This is a genomic window from Sphingomonas sp. URJC2, assembly GCF_059803575.1.
The window spans coordinates 54,493-71,978 of record NZ_JAPFGX010000002.1; the positions used below are offsets into that span (position 1 = coordinate 54,493).

Here is a 17,486-nt window from a genome sequence, read left to right on the forward strand (position 1 = left end):
GTGAAGGGGGAAGAGGATTGCCGATGAACATCATCCTGCTGGGGCCTCCGGGCGCGGGCAAGGGAACCCAGGCTGCCCGGCTGGTGGCGGCACGGGGCATGGTGCAGCTGTCGACCGGCGACATGCTGCGCGCGGCCGTAAAGGCGGGCACGCCGGTCGGCTTGCAGGCCAAGGCGGTCATGGATGCCGGGGCGCTGGTGTCCGACGAGATCGTCTCGGCGCTGATCGGCGAGGCGCTTGACCGGATGGGTCCTGATCAGGGCGCGATCTTCGACGGCTATCCGCGCACCGTGGCGCAGGCCGAGACGCTGGAGACGATTCTCGCCGGGCGTGGCCGCACGCTCGACCATGTCATCGAACTCGATGTCGATGAAGAGGCGCTGGTCGACCGCATCACCGGGCGCTTCACCTGCGCCAGCTGCGGGGCCGGTTATCATGACCGCTACAAGCAGCCGGCGGTCGAGGGCGTCTGCGACAGCTGCGGCGGCACCGAGTTCAAGCGCCGGCCCGACGACAATGCCGAGACGGTGCGCACCCGCATGGCCGAATATCGCGCCAAGACCGCGCCGATCCTGCCGCATTACGAGGCGCGCGGGCTGGTGTCGCGGGTCGACGGCATGGCGGAAATGGACGAGGTGACGGCGGCGATCGGGGCGATCCTCGACCGTTGAGGCGGTCCGGCGCGGTGGCCCGGCCGGCGGGCGGGGTCCACGGCGTTGACAGCTGCCGGGTGCGCGCGTAAGGGATCGCGCTTCCGACAGCAGGGCTGCCCGGCGGCGACTCGTTCGCACGCCGGTGTTGCGCGTTTTCGGTAAACAAAGCGCTGAGATGGGCCGGCAGCCACCCGGCCCGTGGAGCAGGAGACAGATTTAATGGCACGTATTGCGGGTGTGAACATCCCGACCAACAAGCGCGTCGTCATCGCGCTGACCTATATTCACGGCATCGGCCTCACCACGTCGAAGAAGCTGACCGCGCAGCTGGGCATCGCGCCCGAGCGCCGCGTGCAGGACCTGTCCGACCAGGAAGTGCTGCAGATCCGCGAAGCGATCGACGCCCAGTTCACGGTGGAAGGCGATCTTCGTCGCGAAACCGCGATGAACATCAAGCGGCTGATGGACCTGGCCTGCTATCGCGGCCTGCGTCACCGCAAGGGCCTGCCGGTGCGCGGCCAGCGCACCCACACCAATGCGCGCACGCGCAAGGGCAAGGCCAAGCCGATCGCCGGCAAGAAGAAGTAAGCCCCCGGCCCGGCCATGCGCCGGGCAGGCTCCTTCTTCGCCGGGCCGGTGTTCGGCCCGGTTGTTTCCATAGAGTTTTGGTCAGGATTAACGGATCATGGCACGTGAACCCCAGCGCCTCCGCCGTCGCGAGCGCAAGAACATCACCGCCGGCGTCGCGCATGTGAACGCCAGCTTCAACAACACGATGATCACCATCACCGATGCCCAGGGCAATGCGATCAGCTGGTCCTCGGCCGGCATGATGGGCTTCAAGGGCAGCCGCAAGTCGACCCCCTATGCCGCGCAGGTTGCGGCCGAGGATGCCGGGCGCAAGGCCGCCGAGCACGGCGTCCGCACGCTCGAGGTCGAGGTGAAGGGTCCGGGTTCGGGCCGTGAATCGGCGCTCCGCGCGCTGCAGGCCGTCGGTTTCCAGATCACGTCGATCCGCGACGTCACCCCGATCCCGCACAATGGGGTGCGGCCCTCCAAGCGCCGCCGCGTCTGACGAATCCGCGCCGCGGGCCGCGTGCGTGGCCCGCCGCGCCTCTTTACCCGCTCTGAACCCGGTTCAGGGCCAGCCCCAAGGGGAACAAAGTGGCTGTCAACGCAAAGAACTGGCAGGAACTGAAGAAGCCGACCGCGCTTGAGCGCAAGCAGGGCGGCGACCCGAAGCGCAAGGGCACGTTCGTCGCCGAGCCGCTGGAGCGCGGCTTCGGTCTGACGCTCGGCAACGCGCTGCGGCGCGTGCTGCTGTCGTCGCTGCAGGGCGCGGCAGTCACGTCGATCAAGATCGAGAATGTGCTGCACGAATTCTCGTCGCTCACGGGCGTGCGCGAAGACGTGACCGACATCGTGCTCAACGTGAAGCAGATCGCGCTCAAGATGCAGGGCGAAGGCCCCAAGCGTCTCCAGCTGTCGGCGACCGGCCCGGCCGAAGTCACCGCCGGCATGATCGCCGTTTCGGGCGATATCGAGGTGATGAACCCCGATCTGGTCATCTGCCATCTCGACGATGGCGCGACGCTCAACATGGAACTGACCGCGGACACCGGCAAGGGCTATGTCCCCGCCGCGAACAACCGCCCGGCGGACGCGCCGATCGGCCTCATCCCGGTCGACGCGCTCTACTCGCCGGTCCGTCAGGTCGCGTACAAGGTGGAAAACACCCGCGTCGGCCAGGAACTGGACTATGACAAGCTGACGCTGACCGTCGAAACCGACGGCACCGTGGCCCCGGAAGACGCCGTCGCCTATGCGGCGCGCATCCTTCAGGACCAGCTGCAGCTGTTCGTCCATTTCGACGACGGCATGCCGGTGTCGGCACCGGTCGCCCATGGCGGCGGCAGCCTGGCCCCGGTCGAGGCGGAAAGCGACGCCAACCAGCTCAACCGTTACCTGCTCAAGAAGGTCGACGAGCTGGAGCTGTCGGTGCGTTCGGCCAACTGTCTGAAGAACGACAACATCATCTATATCGGCGACCTTGTGCAGAAGACCGAGGCGGAAATGCTCCGCACGCCGAACTTCGGCCGCAAGAGCCTCAACGAAATCAAGGAAGTGCTGTCCTCGATGGGGCTGCGGCTGGGCATGGAAATCCCCGGCTGGCCGCCCGAGAATATCGAGGAAATGGCCAAGAAGCTGGAACAGGACATTATGGGCTGATCGCCCGTCCTTTCAGGCTGACAGATCAAGGGCCGTCCCGCCGGGGCGGCCCTTTTTTCATGGCGGAAGCCCGGCACTTGCCAAGCGCGAGGTGGAGCGGCAAAGCGCCCGCCATGTCTCCCACATCGCTGCACACCAGGCGGGGCCTTGCCCTGCTGTTTCTGCTGTCGTCGGTCGCCGCACCGCCGCTTGCGGCCGCCCCGGTGGCGGACAATGACGCCGACATTCTCGTCACCGCCCAGCGCCGCAGCGAGCGGCTGGACAGGGTGCCGCTGGCGGTCACGGCTATCGGGGCCGACCGGCTGGCGCGCGAGGATTATCGCAATCTCGACCGGCTCGCCGCGACCGTCCCCAACCTCTATCTCAACCGCAATTTCGGCACCAGTTCGGGGGCGCTGGTGTTCCTGCGCGGGGTGGGCGAGGGGGATTCGATCTTCACCAACGATCCCCCGGTCGGCATCTATGTCGATGACGTGATCTTCCCGCGCGCCACCGGCTCGATGTTCGAACTGCTCGATGTCGAACGGGTCGAGGTGCTGCGCGGGCCGCAGGGCGTGCTTTACGGCCGCAACACCAGCGGCGGCGCGATCAAGCTCGTCACCCGCCGGCCGGAGCCGGGGCGCAATACGGCGATGCTCGAACTCGCGACGGGCAGCTTTGCCCGGCGTGACGGGCGCGCGATCGTCAACCTGTCGCTCGGCGACCGCGCCGCGCTGCGCGGTGCGCTGCTCGTCCGCCAGCATGACGGCTGGGGACGCAACCTGACCAATGGCGCGCGCGTCAATGACCAGAGGCTCGCGACCGGGCGGCTGTCGCTGCTGGTCGAACCGGATGCGCTGACCTCGATCCTGCTCACCGCCGATCTGACCGGCGAGGGCTCGACCCCGCGCTTTCCCCAGCCCTTTCTGGTCGATCCGGCCAATCCGGCGCGCCGGCTGCCGCGCTTCCGCGCGCCCGAGGGCAGCATCGACCGCTTCACCTCCGCCGACACCGATCCGCTCAACGATCTGGACACTGGCGGGGTGACGCTGCGGGTCGAACACCGGCTGGGCGCGGCGACCCTGTTGTCGGTCACCGGCTACCGCGCACTCGCCAACCGCATCGGCTTTGATCAGACGGCGGTCGCGCCGCCTGCGCCCAATGTCATCCTGTTGCAGGACCAGCGCCAGCGCAGCTTCAGCCAGGAACTGCAACTGCAGGGGCCGATCGGCGGGCAGATCGACTATACGGCGGGGCTGTTCGCCTTTGCCGAGCACAATCGCCAGCTGACGGCGGTCAGCTTCGCCGCCCCGGCGGGCACGCCCGGCGCGCGGTTCCGAACCGATGATTTCTTCGTCGCGCCGTCGCGCGCGGCGGGGCTGGGCAATTGGTCGCCCTATCTGCCGCGCCTGTCCACACGCAGCCTGTCGGGCTTTGGCGCGCTGACCTGGCGGCCGATGCCCCGGCTTGGCCTGTCGGCGGGGGCGCGGCTGACGCATGAGCGCAAAGTCTATCGCGTGGCCTTCCTGACCGCGCCCGACACGGTGCTGGTGCTGCCCGACGGGCGGCGCGCGGAACGGCGGATCGCCGACAGCTGGACCGATGTGTCGCCGCGCCTTGCCGCCGAATACCGGCTGGGCGCGGGCGGCGAGGCGGGCATCGCCTATGCCTCGGTCGCCAAGGGGTTTCGCAGCGGCAGTTTCGACGGGCGGGCGCGCAACATCGATTTCGTGCTCAACCGGCAGGGGGCCATCGCCCCCGAAACCGTGTGGAGCTATGAAGCGGGGCTGAAGACGTCATTCTTCAACCGCGTGCTGGCGCTCAACCTCGCGCTGTTCCGCAACGATTATACCAACATCGCCTTTTCCGCCGCCCGCGCGGGATCGAACCCGCCCGAAATCTTCCGCCAGAATGTCGGCGATGCGCGGATCGAGGGCGTGGAGGCCGAAGCGAGCCTCAACCTGCCGCACGGCTTTGCCGCCTCGGGCTTTGTCTCGACGCTTAGCGACCGCTTCACCCGGCTGGCGTCCAGCCCCGGCTGCACCGCCTTTGTCGCCGATGAACGCCAGCTCGACCTGCGGTTCACCCCCGACCGGCGCTACGGCGTGCGCGGCGGGTGGAGCGGTGCGCTCGGCCGCGCCGGGCGGCTGACTGTGGGCGGCGAGATGTCTGGCGCGAGCGCCTATTTCACCGCCCTGTGCAACGAGCCGCAGCACCGGGTCGACAATGCCCGCACGGTCAACGCCCAGATCGGCTTTGACAGCCGCGACGGGCGCTGGGGCGTCACGCTGTCCGCGACCAATCTCGGCAATCGCCGCTTCAACGGCGGCAGCGTCGGCACGATCGGCTGGCCGGTCGAGCCGCGCCAATGGATATTGAGCGCCCGCCGCCAGTTCTGACCGCCAGGGCCATCGCCCCTTCTTTACCTTGACGTAAAGGAAAAGGGCTGGACGCCGCCCCCCGGATCGGGAATGAAGGGCGTCGCCGGCGGCTGACCGGCCCCGCCGCGCATCGGCGCAGCGAGGACATGCGGGATGAGGGCGCCGATGACAGCGTTGCTGGCGGGCCTGACGGTCATCGAGGCGTCGTCTTTCGTCGCCTCGCCGACCGCAGGGCTTTATCTGGCCCAGATGGGGGCGGAGGTGATCCGCGTCGACCAGCTGGGCGGCGGGCCGGATTTCCGGCGCTGGCCGCAAAGCCCGGGCGGCGACAGCCTCTATTGGGAAAATCTCAACCGCGCCAAGGCGTCGGTCGCGCTCGATCTCGGCCAGCCGGCGGGGCGCGAGCTGTTGCAGGCGCTGGTGGTGGCGACCGGCCAGTTCCTGACCAATTTTCCCGCAACCGGCTTTCTGGCCCATGCCCCGCTGGCGGCGCGGCGGCCCGATCTGGTCACCGTCCGCGTGATGGGCCGCGCCGATGGCGGCCCTGCGCTTGATTACACGGTCAATGCCGCGGTCGGCATTCCGCAGATCACCGGCCCGGCCGATCTGGGCGATGCGCCGGTCAATCATGTGCTGCCGGCCTGGGATCTGCTGACCGGGGCCTATGCCGCCTTTGCGATGCTGGCGGCGCTGCGCCACCGCGATGCGACCGGGCAGGGCGGTGAAATGCGCGTGCCGCTGCAGGATGTGGCGACCGGCACCATCGCCAATCTGGGAATGCTGGCCGAGGTGCTGACCACCGGCGCGAACCGGCCGCGCATCGGCAATGACGTGTTCGGCGCGTTCGGGCGCGATTTCGTGACCGCCGATGGCAAAAGGCTGATGCTGATGGCGATCACCCCCCGGCAATGGACGGGGCTGGTCGCGGTGCTCGGGCTGGGCGATCAGGTCGCCGCGGTCGAGGCGGCGCGCGGCGTCAGCTTCGCGCGCGACGAGGGGCTGCGCTATGCGCACCGCGATGCGCTCTATCCGCTGGTCGAGGCGGCGGTGGCGACGATGACCGCCGACCGGCTGATCCCGGCGCTGGAGGCGGCGGGGGCGTGCTGGGGCGGCTATCAGACGATGATCGAGGCGGCGGCCGACCCGGCGCTGGTCACCGCCAATCCCATGTTCGGCGCCGCCGCCAATCCGAGCGGGCTGGACTATCCGGCGGCTGGCGCATTCGGCGCGATGGCCGATGCCCCGCGCGCCGCGCCGCGCCCGGCCCCGGTGCTGGGGGCCGATACCGACACCGTGCTGGCGTCGCGGCTGGGCCTGTCGGGCCGCGAGCTGGCGGATTTGCGTGAAAAAGGGGTGATTGGATGACCGACCATGCGGCGATCCGCGCCGAAGTGGCGAAGCTGTGCGCCGGCTTTCCCGGCGAATATTGGCGCGAAAAGGACCGCGCCCGCGCCTATCCGACCGAGTTTGTGCAGGCGCTGAGCGATGCCGGCTATCTCGCCGCGTTGATTCCCGAAGCCTATGGCGGGGCCGGGCTGCCGCTGTCGGGCGCGGCGGCGATCCTTGAGGAAATCCAGGCCCAGGGGTGCAATGGTGCTGCCTGCCATGCCCAGATGTACATCATGGGCACGCTGCTGCGCCACGGATCGGAGGCGCAAAAGGCCCAGTATCTGCCGCAGATCGCGCGCGGCGAACTGCGCCTTCAGGCCTTTGGCGTGACCGAACCGACCAGCGGCACCGACACGCTGGCGCTGCGCACCACGGCGCGGCGCGAGGGCGATGACTATGTGATCGACGGCCAGAAGATCTGGACCAGCCGGGCCGAGCATAGCGACCTGATGCTGCTGCTGGCGCGGACGACGCCGCGCGATCAGGTGGCGCGCAAAACCGACGGCCTGTCGGTATTCCTGATCGACATGCGCGCTGCGATCGGCAACGGCCTGACCATCCGCCCGATCGAGACGATGATGAATCATTCGACGACCGAGGTGTTTTTCGATGGGCTGCGCGTGCCGGCATCGAGCCTGGTCGGCGAGGAAGGGCAGGGGTTTCGCTACATCCTGTCGGGGATGAATGCCGAACGGCTGCTGATCGCGGCGGAATGCATCGGCGACGCCAAATGGTTCATCGCCCGCGCCACCGCCTATGCGCGCGAGCGGCAGCTGTTCGGGCGGCCGATCGGCCAGAATCAGGGCGTCCAATTCCCCATCGCCCGCGCCTATGCGCAGATGCGCGCGGCCGAGCTGATGGTCGCATCGGGGATCGCCCGCTACGAGGCGGGCGAGAATGCCGGCGAGGAGGCGAACATGGCCAAGCTGCTGGCGTCGGAGGCGAGCTGGGCGGCGGGCGAGGCCTGTGTACAGACGCATGGCGGCTTCGGCTTTGCCGCCGAATATGATGTCGAGCGCAAGTTCCGCGAGACGCGGCTCTATCAGGTCGCGCCGATCAGCACGAACATGATCCTCGCTTATGTCGCCGAACATGTGCTGGGCCTGCCGCGCAGCTATTAGACTTTTCTGAGCTTGGTTGATTGCGCGGTGGCCCGGCAGCCGCGTCAGGGCGGGGTGGGGCGGACCCGCCGCCACCATGGCGTAACGAATCGGCTTGACCTTTACGTAAGCGTGGGACTAGACGGGTTGCGGGTCGCAACCTATGCTGCGATGCAACAGGCGATTCGGCCGGGTCAGCCCGGTCGGCGCGCCGCGACCGGCGGGCGGCCGCCTGCCGGGCGATGACAAGAGACGAGCGGGCGCAAAGTCCGCCGGGACGATGGCCTTCCGGGCCGTCACGAGGATGCGGAATCGGCGCGTGTTTGTCCGCAAAAGGGCGGTGCCGGGCCGGCTCGTCCCGCTCCAGTCCCGTTTCGCAAAGGAAACCGAACGATGAAGCCTGCTTTTCTCGCTTTTGCCCTGATCGCTGCTGCTCCGGCCTTCGTTTCGGCCGCGCCGGCTTTCGCCCAGGACGGTGCCATCGCCGCCGACACCCCGCTTTATGATGCCGAAGGCAAGCGCGTCGGCCTGATCAACCGCGTCGCCGAGCAGAAGTGGGTCAAGGTGATCTACAAGGATCATTTCGTGACCATCGGCTGGGACCAGCTGAAGGTCGAAGACGGCCGCGTCGTCACCAGCCTCACGCGTCGCGAGATCGGCCGCCTGAAGGGCTGAGCCGCCGCCCGCCTGCTGCACCGCAGCGGCGGACCGCGCCCGACAAAAAGGCCCGCCCGGAGATGTCCGGGCGGGCCTTTTGGTATGCCCGGGCCACCGGATGGGACCACCCGGCGGCATGACCAGCTTCAGCCGCCCAGCACCGCCCGCACAAAGCCGAGCGATGCGCCCGGCGCGTCGGCCCCGGTCTCCCCCAGCCGTGCCGCCGCCAGCCGCGCCGCGCCCAGCTGTTCCGCCCAGAAGCTTTCGCTGCCCGCCGCCATGCGCAGCCGGTGCAGCCGCCCGGTGATGCGGTGCAGCGGAAAATCGCGGGTGATGCCGATTGCGCCGTGCACGGCATGGGCGATGCCGGTCATCACCGGCACGGCGGCGCTTGCCACCGTCTTCGCCATCGCCGCCAGTGGCGCGGGCGGCAGCGGGCCGGCGCGGCACGCGGCCTCCGCCGCCACGCGCACCAGCACCACCTGCTCGGCCAGCTGCGCCAGCTGATGCTGGACGGCCTGAAACTGGCCGATGGGGCGGCCGAACTGCCGCCGCGTCGTCGCATGGGCAAGGCACATGTCGAGCAGCGCCTCGCCGCCGCCGGCAATCTCGTTGGCGGCGAGCACGGCAAGCAGCGCCCGATCGGGGGCGGCAGGCGCGGCGGCCCGCGCCGCCATCGTCTGGCCAAGCGGCAGGTCGATCCCCCGGCGGCCGAGCGCGCGCAGCAGCGGCGCTGCCTCGTCCAGCCCCGGACCGACGCCGGGCACCAGCAGGTCGAGATAGCCGGCGGCGTCGAGCGCCTCCTCCAGCCCGTCACGGGCATGGGCATCGAGCAGCCGTTCAAACGGGCCGAGCAGATCCATCACCTGACCCCCAGCGCGCGGGCGATGATGCCGCGCAGGATTTCGCGCGTGCCGCCGCGCAGCGAATAGGCCGGGGCGATGGCGAGCGCGTGGAACAGCGTCGCCGACAGTTCGGCACCCACCGGCTCGTCCGGGCGCGCCGCCAGATCATCGGCGACCAGCGTCGGCACCGACTGTTCAAAGCCGGTGCCCAGATCCTTGAGCAGCGCCGCCTCGACCGCCGGTTCCTCGCCCGCCACCAGCCGCGCGGTGACCGCGACCGACAGCGCGCGCAGCGCCGCCAGCTCTGCGGTCAGCCGCCCCGCCAGCCGGGTGCGTGCCGGATCGGCGGGGTGGCGCGCGACATGGGCGATCCACTGGTCGAGCAGCACCGCGCTCGACCAGATGCGCTCCGGCCCCGACCGCTCGAACGCCAGCTCGGCATTGACCTGGGTCCAGCCCTCGCCCTCGCGCCCCAGCAGTGCGTCGGCGGGCAGGGCGACATCGTCGAAGAACAGTTCGTTGAAATCCTCATGCCCGGTCGCATCGGCGATCGGGCGGATGGTGATGCCGGGCAGGCTGAGGTCGATCAGCATCTGCGACAGGCCGCGCTGCCGGTCGCCGCTGTCGCCCGAGGTGCGGACCAGCGCGATCATCTGGTCGCAATGCTGGGCGTTGGTCGTCCAGATCTTCTGCCCGCTCAGCCGCCAGCTGCCATCGGGCTGGCGCACCGCGCGCGTCCGCACCGAGGCGAGGTCCGATCCCGATTCCGGCTCGCTCATGCCGATGGCGAAAAAGGATTCGCCCCGGCAGATGGCGGACAGATGGCGCTGGCGCTGCGCCTCGCTGCCATGGGCGAGGATCATCAGCGCGCTCTGCCGGTCGGCGATCCAGTGCAGCCCGACCGGCGCGCCCGCCGCCAACAGCTCTTCGACCACCACATAGCGGGCAAAGGCATCAAGCCCCGCCCCGCCATAGGCAACCGGCAGCGTCAGGCCGAGCAGCCCGGCTTGCCCCATCGCCCGGCTGAAATCGCGGTCGGCGGCCAGCCAGCTGCGGATGCGCGCGCTGGCGGGCAGGGGGGCGACATGCCGGGCGATCAGCGCCTGCACGCGCGGGCGCAGCGCCTCGGCCGCCTCGGGCAGCGGCGTGAACCGCAATGTGTCGAACATCAGCCGCCCTCGAAACGCGGCGTCCGCTTGGCGAGAAAGGCATCGACCGCTTCGTCATGATCGGCGGTCGCGTGCGCCAGCGCCTGCATCGCCGCCGACAGGTCGAGCAGCGCCGGCAGCGTCGCCGTCTGCCCTTCGCGCAGCAGCCTCTTGGTCATCCGCACCGCCTGGGGCGGGTTGGCGGCGATCTTGGCCGCGACCGCGCGCGCGGCATCGAGCAGCGCATCGCCCGGCACCACCCGCGACACCAGCCCCATCGCCAGCGCCTCGGCGGCGCCCACCGTCTCGCCGGTCAGCGCCAGCTCGGTCGCGCGCGAAAAGCCGATGATCCGCGGCAGCAGCCACGCCCCGCCATCGCCGGGCACGATGCCCACCCTGACAAAGCTTTCGGCAAACACCGCCGTATCGGCGGCGATGCGGATGTCGCACATGCACGCCAGGTCCAGCCCCGCGCCGATCGCCGGGCCGTTGACGGCGGCGATCACCGGCACTTCGAGCGCATGGAACAACAGCGGCAGCCGCTGGATGCCGGCGCGGTAGCGGCGGCGCGTTTCCGCCGGCAGGGCGGCGCGCAGCCCGGTGCCCGACTGCATCGCGCGCAGATCGCCGCCCGAGGAAAAGGCGCTGCCCGCCCCGGTCAGGATCACCGCGCGCACGCCGATGTCGCGGTCCGCGGCCTCGAGCGCGTCGACCAGCGCCTCGACCATCTCGGGTTCCGACACCGGGTTGCGCTTGTCGGGCAGGTTGAGCGTCAGCGTGACGACCGCGCCGTCGCGCGCGACCAGCAGCGGGCCGGTCATGGCCATTTCGCCTCGGGCGGCAGGCTCATCAGGATCGCGTCGATATTGCCGCCGGTCTTCAGCCCGAACAGCGTGCCCCGGTCATAGACCAGGTTGAACTCGGCATAGCGGCCGCGCCAGACAAGCTGCGCCTCGCGGTCGGCCGCGTCCCACGCATCGTTCATCCGGCGGCGGACAAGCTGCGGATAGATATCGAGAAACGCCTCGCCGACGGCGCGGGTGAAGGCGAAATCGCGGTCAAAATCGCCCTCCAGATGGTCGTAGAAAATCCCGCCCACGCCGCGATGCACGCCGCGGTGCGGGATGTAGAAATAGTCGTCGGCCCATTTGCGGAACCGGTCATAATAGCCGGGGTCATGCGCGTCGCACGCCGCCTTCAGCCGGGCGTGGAAATCGGCGGTATCCCCGTCCTTGGGCAGCGGCGGATTGAGGTCCGCGCCGCCGCCGAACCATTGCCGCGTCGTGCGCAGGAAGCGCGTGTTCATGTGCACCGCCGGCACATGCGGATTGGCCATGTGCGCCACCAGGCTGATGCCGGTTGCAAAAAAGCGCGGATCGTCGCCCGCGCCATGAATGGTCTTGCCAAACTCACCCTCGAACCGGCCGCCGACGGTCGACACGTTGACGCCGACCTTTTCGAACACCCGGCCCTTCATCAGCCCCTGAACGCCGCCGCCGCCGGGCGTGCCGTCGGGATCGTGCCGGTCCCAGGCGGTGTAGGAAAAGCTGGCATCGGATCCGGCCTCGCGCTCGATCGCCTCGAACGTCGCGCAGATCCGGTCCCTCAGGCTTTCGAACCAGGCCCGCGCCGCCTGTTGCTGTTCATCCAGTTGCACGCGTGCCGTTCCCCCTTTTGATCAAATCGTTGCGCGGCAAGGTGGGCCGGGGGCGGGTACCGGGTCAAGCCCGAAGCCGGCCATGCGCGCCGGATCTGGTCAGCCCGGCCCGGTGCCGGTCTGGCGCAATGCCTCGGCCGCGGCGATGGCGGCGGCGACCGACAGGTTGAGCGACCTGAGGCCGGGGCGGATCGGGATGCGCACGCGCAGATCGGCGCGTTCATGCACATAAGCGGGTGCGCCGGCGCTTTCGCTGCCCATCAGCAAGATGTCGTCGGGGCGGAACCCGGCCTCGGCCACCGGCACGCTGCCGCGCGCCGCCATCACCACCAGCCGGGCCGCGCCGACCGTTGCCAGAAAGGCGTTCCAGTCGGCATGGCGCGTCACCTGCACATGGTCGAAATAGTCCATCACCGCGCGGCGCACGCGCGGTTCGTGCCAGACAAAGCCCATCGGTTCGATCAGATCGACTGCGACGCCAAGGCAGGCAGCCGTGCGCAGCACTGCGCCGACATTGCCGGGGATGTCGGGCTGGAACAGGGCAAGGCGGATCATGGCCCCCGTAAAAGCCCGGAGAACATCCTGTTTGCAAGTTAAACAAACGGCGCTATTGGCCCCTTTAGCCGGGGGTATGCCCCGGCGGCGCGAGCTATGGGAAGCCAGGCCTATTCCGCTCCCGGTTCGTTCGCGCTCGGGGTTTCGCGACAAAAAGGCAGACCATGGCCACGATTGAGCAAACGCACAGCGATGAGGCGCTCGCCCCCGAAGGGCATCGCCGTCGCGATTTCATCAACATTGCCGCCGTTGCGTTCGCCGGTGTCGGCGGGGCCGCGTTCGTCGCGCCGCTGGTCAACCAGATGAACCCGGCCGCCGACGTCCTCGCGCTCGCCTCGACTGAGGTGGATCTGTCGCAGATCCAGCCGGGGCAATCGATCAAGGCCATTTACCGAAAACAGCCGCTCTTCGTCCGTCACCTGACGGCCGAAGAGATCGCTGCCGCCAACAAGGTTGCGGCCGACACGCTGCGCGATCCGCAGACGCTGGCTGACCGCACCAAGCCGGGCAAGGAACAGTGGCTGGTCACGCTTGGCGTGTGCACCCATCTGGGCTGCGTGCCGCTGGGGGCCGCCGAGGGCGAGAATAAGGGCGAGTTCGGGGGCTATTTCTGCCCCTGCCACGGCTCGCACTACGATTCCGCCGGCCGCATCCGCAAAGGCCCGGCGCCGAAGAATCTCGAAGTGCCGGACTATGTGTTCCGGTCTGACACCGTCATCGAAGTGGGAGCTGCAGCATGAGCTTTCCCTGGGCAAAGCAGTATGAGCCGAAGCATCCGCTCATGAAGTATCTGGACGAGCGGCTGCCCCTGCCGCGGCTCGTCTACAACGCGGTCGGCGGCGGCTATCCGGTGCCGCGCAACCTCAATTATTTCTGGAACTTCGGCGTGCTTTCGGGCCTGGCGCTGGGCATCCAGATCATCACCGGCATCGTGCTGGCGATGCATTTCGCCGCCAACGGCCTGGTCGCGTTCGACTCGGTCGAGCACATCATGCGCGACGTGAATGCCGGCTGGCTGATCCGCTACATGCACGCCAATGGCGCGAGCTTCTTCTTCATCGTCGTCTACATCCACATTTTCCGCGGGCTGTATTACGGATCCTACAAGGCCCCGCGCGAGATGGTGTGGCTGCTCGGCCTCGTCATCTTCCTGCTGATGATGGCGACGGCGTTCATGGGCTATGTGCTCCCCTGGGGGCAGATGAGCTTCTGGGGTGCCAAGGTCATCACCGGCCTGTTCTCGGCAATCCCGCTGGTCGGCGAGCCGATCCAGATCTGGCTGCTGGGCGGCTTTGCGCCGGACAATGCGGCGCTCAACCGCTTCTTCTCGCTGCACTATCTGCTGCCGTTCGTGATCGCGGGCGTCGTGATCCTCAAGATCTGGGCGCTGCACATCCCGGGTTCGTCGAACCCGACCGGCGTTGAAGTGAAGCAGGCGTCGGACACCGTGCCGTTCCACCCCTATTACACGGCGAAGGACGGTTTCGGCGTCGGCGTGTTCCTGCTCGCTTATTGCGCGATGGTGTTCTTTGCGCCGAACTTCCTCGGCCATCCGGACAATTACATCGAAGCGAACCCGCTCTCGACCCCGGCCCATATCGTGCCTGAATGGTATTTCTGGCCGTTCTACGCGATCCTGCGCGCCTTCACCGTCGACTTCATCCTGCCGGCCAAGCTGCTGGGCGTGGTCGCGATGTTCGGCTCGATCATCCTGCTGTTCTTCCTGACGCTCATCGACCGCTCGCCCGTGCGTTCGACCAGCTACCGGCCGCTCTACAAGCCCTTCTTCTGGGTGCTGGTGGTCGACATTCTGGTGCTCGGCTATTGCGGCGGCGCGCCGGCGGAAGAGCCGTATGTGATCATCTCGCAGATCGCGTCGATGTATTACTTCGCGCATTTCCTGATCATCCTGCCGATCGTCTCGGCGATCGAGCGGCCGCTGCCGCTGCCCAACTCGATCACCGAAGCGGTGCTCAAGGGCAAGGGACAGGAATCGGCCCCGCTTGGCGCGGGCGGCACCTTCGGCGCGCCGCAGCCGGCCGAGTAAGGAAGACAAAAATGGCTCGTTTGATCGCATTTCTGGTCGGACTCGGCTTCTGCCTGGTCCTGCTCGTGTCCGTCATCACGGGTGCCGTCAGCTTCGCGCGCGACGGCAAGCCCGTGACGGCTGAAAAGCTGTTCCACAAGCATCCGCGCAGCGCCGGCCTGTCGAGCGACGGCCCGATGGGCAAGTTCGACCGCGCCCAGCTCCAGCGCGGCTTCCAGGTCTATAAGGAAGTCTGCTCGGGCTGCCACTCGCTGAAATATGTGTCGTTCCGCAATCTTGCGGACCTCGGCTATTCCGAAGCCGAGGTGAAGGCGATTGCCGAACAATGGGCGGTGCAGACCCCGTCGGTGAACCCGGAAACCGGCGAACCGGCGACGCGCAAGAATCTGGCGTCCGACCGTTTCCCGACCCCGTATCCCAACGAGGTCGCGGCGCGGGCGGCGAACAACAATGCGCTGCCGCCCGATCTGTCGCTGATGGCCAAGGCCCGTCACGACGGCGGCAACTATATCTACTCGCTGCTGACCGGCTATCAGGACCAGCCCGCCGAGCTTCTGAAGAAGTTCCCGGACGTGAAGACGCCTGACGGTCTGTACTACAACCCCTATTTCGCCAACCTCAACATCGCCATGCCGCCGCCGATCGCCAGCGACGATCAGGTCACCTATGCCGATGGCACCAAGGCGACGGTCGATCAGATGGCGAAGGACGTGTCGGCGTTCCTCACCTGGACGGCCGAGCCGAAGCTGGAAAACCGGCATTCGACCGGTCTGGCGGTGATGATCTTCCTGCTGGTGTTCACCGTGCTCGCCTACATGTCGTACCAGAATATCTGGGCGGACAAGAAGGGCGCGCCGGTCGCCGGCTGATCGGCTGATCACGACCGAACCGAACAGGGCGGCGGACCTTTCCGGGTTCGCCGCCCTTTTCTTACGCGGTTCGGCCCTGCCGCCGGGTGGCGGGCCTTTCGGATACGGCCGGAACAAACGCCGTTTAAGCGGCGCTAACGACTTTTTGGCTAGGGTCCGCCGCGTGGGTGGACTTGGTGCGAGATTCGCGGCGGCGTGTGGCTGGCTGGCGCTGGTGCTGGCTTGCCTCGCCGTGCCCGCGGGGCCGGCGGCGGCCGTGCCCGCCAATGCGCCACCCCCGCGCACCGGGCCGGTGACGCTGATCGAGACCTGCCGCCTGCTTGCCCCCGCTGGGCTGGATATCGCCCAGATGCTGCCGCTGCTCGGCCGCTGCGATCAGCCTGCGCCGCACTCTGCGGTCGGGACGACATGGGTCGCGTATCGCGTTCCGCTCAATCAATCCGCGCGCTATCCGCGCAGCTGGCGACTGATGATCGACAATCATCGCAGCCGGTCGGTCGATGCGTGGCTGTTCGGCGAAAATGGCGGGCACGTTCATGTCCATTATGATCCGGCGGACCCCGACCGGGCCTGGGGAACCGCCGGCTATATGTCGCTGCCCGCGCTGCTCGACGCCCGTGTCACGCGCGTGGTCGTCCGGCTCGAGGCGGCGGTCGGCACCACCTATGTCCGCTCCCCCTGGCTGATGTCGGCGCTTGAGTTTTCGAGCTATGATCGCAACCGGGCGCTGATCTTCGGGGCGGGCGTGGGCATGTTGCTGCTCACCATCCTGTTCCATTCGTCGCTGTTTTTCGCGATCCGGCGGCGGTTCCAGCTGATCTACTGCGCCCATGTCGGGCTGATGCTCGGCTATGCGATCTGCTATTCCGGGCTGGTGCGGGTGATCGCGCCGTGGCTCGATGCCGGCACGATCTCCCGGATCCTCGGCTTCACCATGGCGATGGCGGCAGGGACCGGCATCAGTTTTGTCGTCACCTACATCGAACGCGTGGCGCTGCCGGGCTGGCAGCGGCGCTGGGCGTTCCTGGCGGCGCTGGGATCGGCGGTGACCGCCCTGCTCTATGCGCTGGCACCCGATGACCAGCTTGCCGGAGCGGCCATGCTGGCCAATCTGGCGGCGTCTAACACGCTGGTTGCGACGGCGGTGCTGGTTCTGACCGGCTGCATCCGGCGTTATCCGTCCGCGCTGACGCTGCTTGCCGGCTGGACGCTGCCGCTGATCGTGTCGTTCCTCTATCCGCTGCGCAGCATGGGCATCATCCAGCCCGATCAGCTGCCCGATGCGCTGCTGCTGGCGGTGATGACGCTTGAATGCCTGATCCTGTCGCTGCCGGTCGCGGGCCGCATCCGCCAGTTGCGGCTGGAGAATGAGCGCGCGCTGGAGCGGCATCAGGCGCTGGAGCAGCAGGCGCAGACCGACATGCTCACCGGCCTTGCCAACCGGCGCGGTTTTCGCGAGGCGCTCGACCGCGCGGCGCTCGGCCTGGCCCCGGAGTCGCTGCTCGGTCTGCTCGCCATCGACATCGATCATTTCAAGCGCGTCAACGACCGTTACGGCCATGGCACGGGCGACCAGATCCTCCAGCATGTCGCCGATCATGTCGCCCGCGTTTCGGGGGCCGGGGCGATCGTCGCGCGCTATGGCGGTGAAGAGTTTCTGGTCGCGCTCACCGGGCATGATCTCGCCCGCGCCGCGACGCTTGCCGAACGCATCCGCGCCTCGGTGGTGTCGAGCTTCGACCCCGAATCGCTGCTGCCGAGCGTGACGATCAGCATCGGCGTTGCCGCCGGCGCGCTCTCCAGCCTCGACATGCTGGTGCTTGAGGCTGACCGCGCCCTCTACCGCGCCAAGGACGAGGGGCGGAACCGCGTCGCGCTGGCACGGCCGGAGGACCGGCCAGGGCGCCAGCGCGCTGCTGCATAATCGCATCAAACCAACGACTTGTGACGGCAAGTTGAGAGGCTTGCTTGCGCGTG

17 protein-coding genes are annotated in these 17,486 nt (G+C 68.2%); 12 read left to right on the forward strand and 5 right to left on the reverse strand.

Annotated elements, in window-relative coordinates; all coding sequences use genetic code 11:
* Nucleotides 1-23: 23 nt before the first annotated feature.
* The 8 genes from OPU66_RS01645 (at nucleotide 24) to OPU66_RS01680 (ending at nucleotide 8,406) form a co-directional block, all read left to right on the forward strand.
* On the forward strand, nucleotides 24-671 hold the full coding sequence (locus OPU66_RS01645; protein WP_498551846.1) for an adenylate kinase: 648 nt from the start codon (nucleotides 24-26) through the stop codon (nucleotides 669-671).
* Between the two features lie 201 nt (nucleotides 672-872).
* Nucleotides 873-1,241, forward strand: a complete 369-nt coding sequence (gene rpsM / locus OPU66_RS01650) for a 30S ribosomal protein S13 (RefSeq protein ID WP_498551847.1) — start codon at nucleotides 873-875, stop codon at nucleotides 1,239-1,241.
* A 97-nt stretch (nucleotides 1,242-1,338) separates the two neighbouring features.
* Nucleotides 1,339-1,728: a 30S ribosomal protein S11 gene (rpsK, locus tag OPU66_RS01655; RefSeq protein ID WP_157025218.1), complete on the forward strand. Its 390-nt coding sequence runs from the start codon at nucleotides 1,339-1,341 to the stop codon at nucleotides 1,726-1,728.
* 89 nt (nucleotides 1,729-1,817) lie between these two features.
* Nucleotides 1,818-2,882, forward strand: coding sequence for a DNA-directed RNA polymerase subunit alpha (locus OPU66_RS01660; protein ID WP_498551848.1), 1,065 nt, complete (start codon nucleotides 1,818-1,820; stop codon nucleotides 2,880-2,882).
* 113 nt (nucleotides 2,883-2,995) lie between these two features.
* On the forward strand, nucleotides 2,996-5,260 hold the full coding sequence (locus tag OPU66_RS01665; protein ID WP_498551849.1) for a TonB-dependent receptor: 2,265 nt from the start codon (nucleotides 2,996-2,998) through the stop codon (nucleotides 5,258-5,260).
* Between the two features lie 147 nt (nucleotides 5,261-5,407).
* Nucleotides 5,408-6,607 carry a CoA transferase gene (locus OPU66_RS01670; protein WP_498551850.1) on the forward strand — a complete coding sequence of 400 codons (1,200 nt, stop codon included), beginning with the start codon at nucleotides 5,408-5,410 and terminating at the stop codon, nucleotides 6,605-6,607.
* The gene (locus OPU66_RS01675; RefSeq protein WP_498551851.1) at nucleotides 6,604-7,752 is read left to right on the forward strand and encodes an acyl-CoA dehydrogenase family protein; all 1,149 of its coding nucleotides are present in this window, start codon (nucleotides 6,604-6,606) and stop codon (nucleotides 7,750-7,752) included. Before OPU66_RS01670 ends, OPU66_RS01675 begins: the two co-directional genes overlap by 4 nt.
* A 372-nt stretch (nucleotides 7,753-8,124) precedes the next feature.
* A complete protein-coding gene (locus OPU66_RS01680; protein ID WP_498551852.1) occupies nucleotides 8,125-8,406 on the forward strand; it encodes a hypothetical protein in 282 nt (93 codons plus the stop codon).
* A gap of 128 nt (nucleotides 8,407-8,534) precedes the next feature.
* On the opposite strand, the gene OPU66_RS01685 is transcribed toward OPU66_RS01680, so the two are convergent.
* From OPU66_RS01685 to OPU66_RS01705, 5 genes are all read right to left on the reverse strand, one after another.
* The gene (locus tag OPU66_RS01685; RefSeq protein ID WP_498551853.1) at nucleotides 8,535-9,251 is read right to left on the reverse strand and encodes an acyl-CoA dehydrogenase family protein; all 717 of its coding nucleotides are present in this window, start codon (nucleotides 9,249-9,251) and stop codon (nucleotides 8,535-8,537) included.
* Nucleotides 9,251-10,402 carry an acyl-CoA dehydrogenase family protein gene (locus OPU66_RS01690; RefSeq protein WP_498551854.1) on the reverse strand — a complete coding sequence of 384 codons (1,152 nt, stop codon included), beginning with the start codon at nucleotides 10,400-10,402 and terminating at the stop codon, nucleotides 9,251-9,253. The genes OPU66_RS01685 and OPU66_RS01690 overlap by 1 nt, the downstream gene beginning before the upstream one ends.
* Nucleotides 10,402-11,202 carry a crotonase/enoyl-CoA hydratase family protein gene (locus OPU66_RS01695; RefSeq protein WP_498551855.1) on the reverse strand — a complete coding sequence of 267 codons (801 nt, stop codon included), beginning with the start codon at nucleotides 11,200-11,202 and terminating at the stop codon, nucleotides 10,402-10,404. Before OPU66_RS01695 ends, OPU66_RS01690 begins: the two co-directional genes overlap by 1 nt.
* A complete protein-coding gene (hemF, locus tag OPU66_RS01700) occupies nucleotides 11,199-12,038 on the reverse strand; it encodes an oxygen-dependent coproporphyrinogen oxidase (protein WP_498551856.1) in 840 nt (279 codons plus the stop codon). The genes OPU66_RS01695 and hemF overlap by 4 nt, the downstream gene beginning before the upstream one ends.
* A 99-nt stretch (nucleotides 12,039-12,137) precedes the next feature.
* Complete coding sequence (locus OPU66_RS01705; protein ID WP_498551974.1) at nucleotides 12,138-12,590, reverse strand: tRNA (cytidine(34)-2'-O)-methyltransferase; 453 nt, start codon at nucleotides 12,588-12,590, stop codon at nucleotides 12,138-12,140.
* A 167-nt stretch (nucleotides 12,591-12,757) separates the two neighbouring features.
* Here OPU66_RS01705 and petA point away from each other — a divergent pair, with 167 nt between their 5' ends.
* The 4 genes from petA (at nucleotide 12,758) to OPU66_RS01725 (ending at nucleotide 17,433) form a co-directional block, all read left to right on the forward strand.
* Entirely contained in the window at nucleotides 12,758-13,333 is a 576-nt protein-coding gene (petA, locus tag OPU66_RS01710; RefSeq protein WP_498551857.1) for a ubiquinol-cytochrome c reductase iron-sulfur subunit, read from the forward strand.
* Complete coding sequence (locus OPU66_RS01715; protein WP_498551858.1) at nucleotides 13,330-14,640, forward strand: cytochrome b; 1,311 nt, start codon at nucleotides 13,330-13,332, stop codon at nucleotides 14,638-14,640. The genes petA and OPU66_RS01715 overlap by 4 nt, the downstream gene beginning before the upstream one ends.
* 11 nt (nucleotides 14,641-14,651) lie before the next feature.
* Nucleotides 14,652-15,509, forward strand: a complete 858-nt coding sequence (locus OPU66_RS01720; protein WP_498551859.1) for a cytochrome c1 — start codon at nucleotides 14,652-14,654, stop codon at nucleotides 15,507-15,509.
* A 163-nt stretch (nucleotides 15,510-15,672) separates the two neighbouring features.
* Nucleotides 15,673-17,433 (forward strand): GGDEF domain-containing protein, encoded by a 1,761-nt coding sequence (locus OPU66_RS01725; protein WP_498551860.1) that lies wholly within the window; start codon nucleotides 15,673-15,675, stop codon nucleotides 17,431-17,433.
* Nucleotides 17,434-17,486: the final 53 nt, after the last annotated feature.

Excerpts from the sequence above, each read along its gene's own strand:
- OPU66_RS01645 (WP_498551846.1), top strand. The coding sequence starts at position 24 with ATGAACATCATCCTGCTGGGGCCTCCGGGCGCGGGCAAGGGAACCCAG.
- rpsM (WP_498551847.1), top strand. The coding sequence starts at position 873 with ATGGCACGTATTGCGGGTGTGAACATCCCGACCAACAAGCGCGTCGTC.
- rpsK (WP_157025218.1), top strand. The coding sequence starts at position 1,339 with ATGGCACGTGAACCCCAGCGCCTCCGCCGTCGCGAGCGCAAGAACATC.
- OPU66_RS01665 (WP_498551849.1), top strand. The coding sequence starts at position 2,996 with ATGTCTCCCACATCGCTGCACACCAGGCGGGGCCTTGCCCTGCTGTTT.
- OPU66_RS01670 (WP_498551850.1), top strand. The coding sequence starts at position 5,408 with ATGACAGCGTTGCTGGCGGGCCTGACGGTCATCGAGGCGTCGTCTTTC.
- OPU66_RS01675 (WP_498551851.1), top strand. The coding sequence starts at position 6,604 with ATGACCGACCATGCGGCGATCCGCGCCGAAGTGGCGAAGCTGTGCGCC.
- OPU66_RS01680 (WP_498551852.1), top strand. The coding sequence starts at position 8,125 with ATGAAGCCTGCTTTTCTCGCTTTTGCCCTGATCGCTGCTGCTCCGGCC.
- OPU66_RS01685 (WP_498551853.1), bottom strand. The coding sequence starts at position 9,251 with ATGGATCTGCTCGGCCCGTTTGAACGGCTGCTCGATGCCCATGCCCGT.
- OPU66_RS01690 (WP_498551854.1), bottom strand. The coding sequence starts at position 10,402 with ATGTTCGACACATTGCGGTTCACGCCGCTGCCCGAGGCGGCCGAGGCG.
- OPU66_RS01695 (WP_498551855.1), bottom strand. The coding sequence starts at position 11,202 with ATGACCGGCCCGCTGCTGGTCGCGCGCGACGGCGCGGTCGTCACGCTG.
- petA (WP_498551857.1), top strand. The coding sequence starts at position 12,758 with ATGGCCACGATTGAGCAAACGCACAGCGATGAGGCGCTCGCCCCCGAA.
- OPU66_RS01715 (WP_498551858.1), top strand. The coding sequence starts at position 13,330 with ATGAGCTTTCCCTGGGCAAAGCAGTATGAGCCGAAGCATCCGCTCATG.
- OPU66_RS01720 (WP_498551859.1), top strand. The coding sequence starts at position 14,652 with ATGGCTCGTTTGATCGCATTTCTGGTCGGACTCGGCTTCTGCCTGGTC.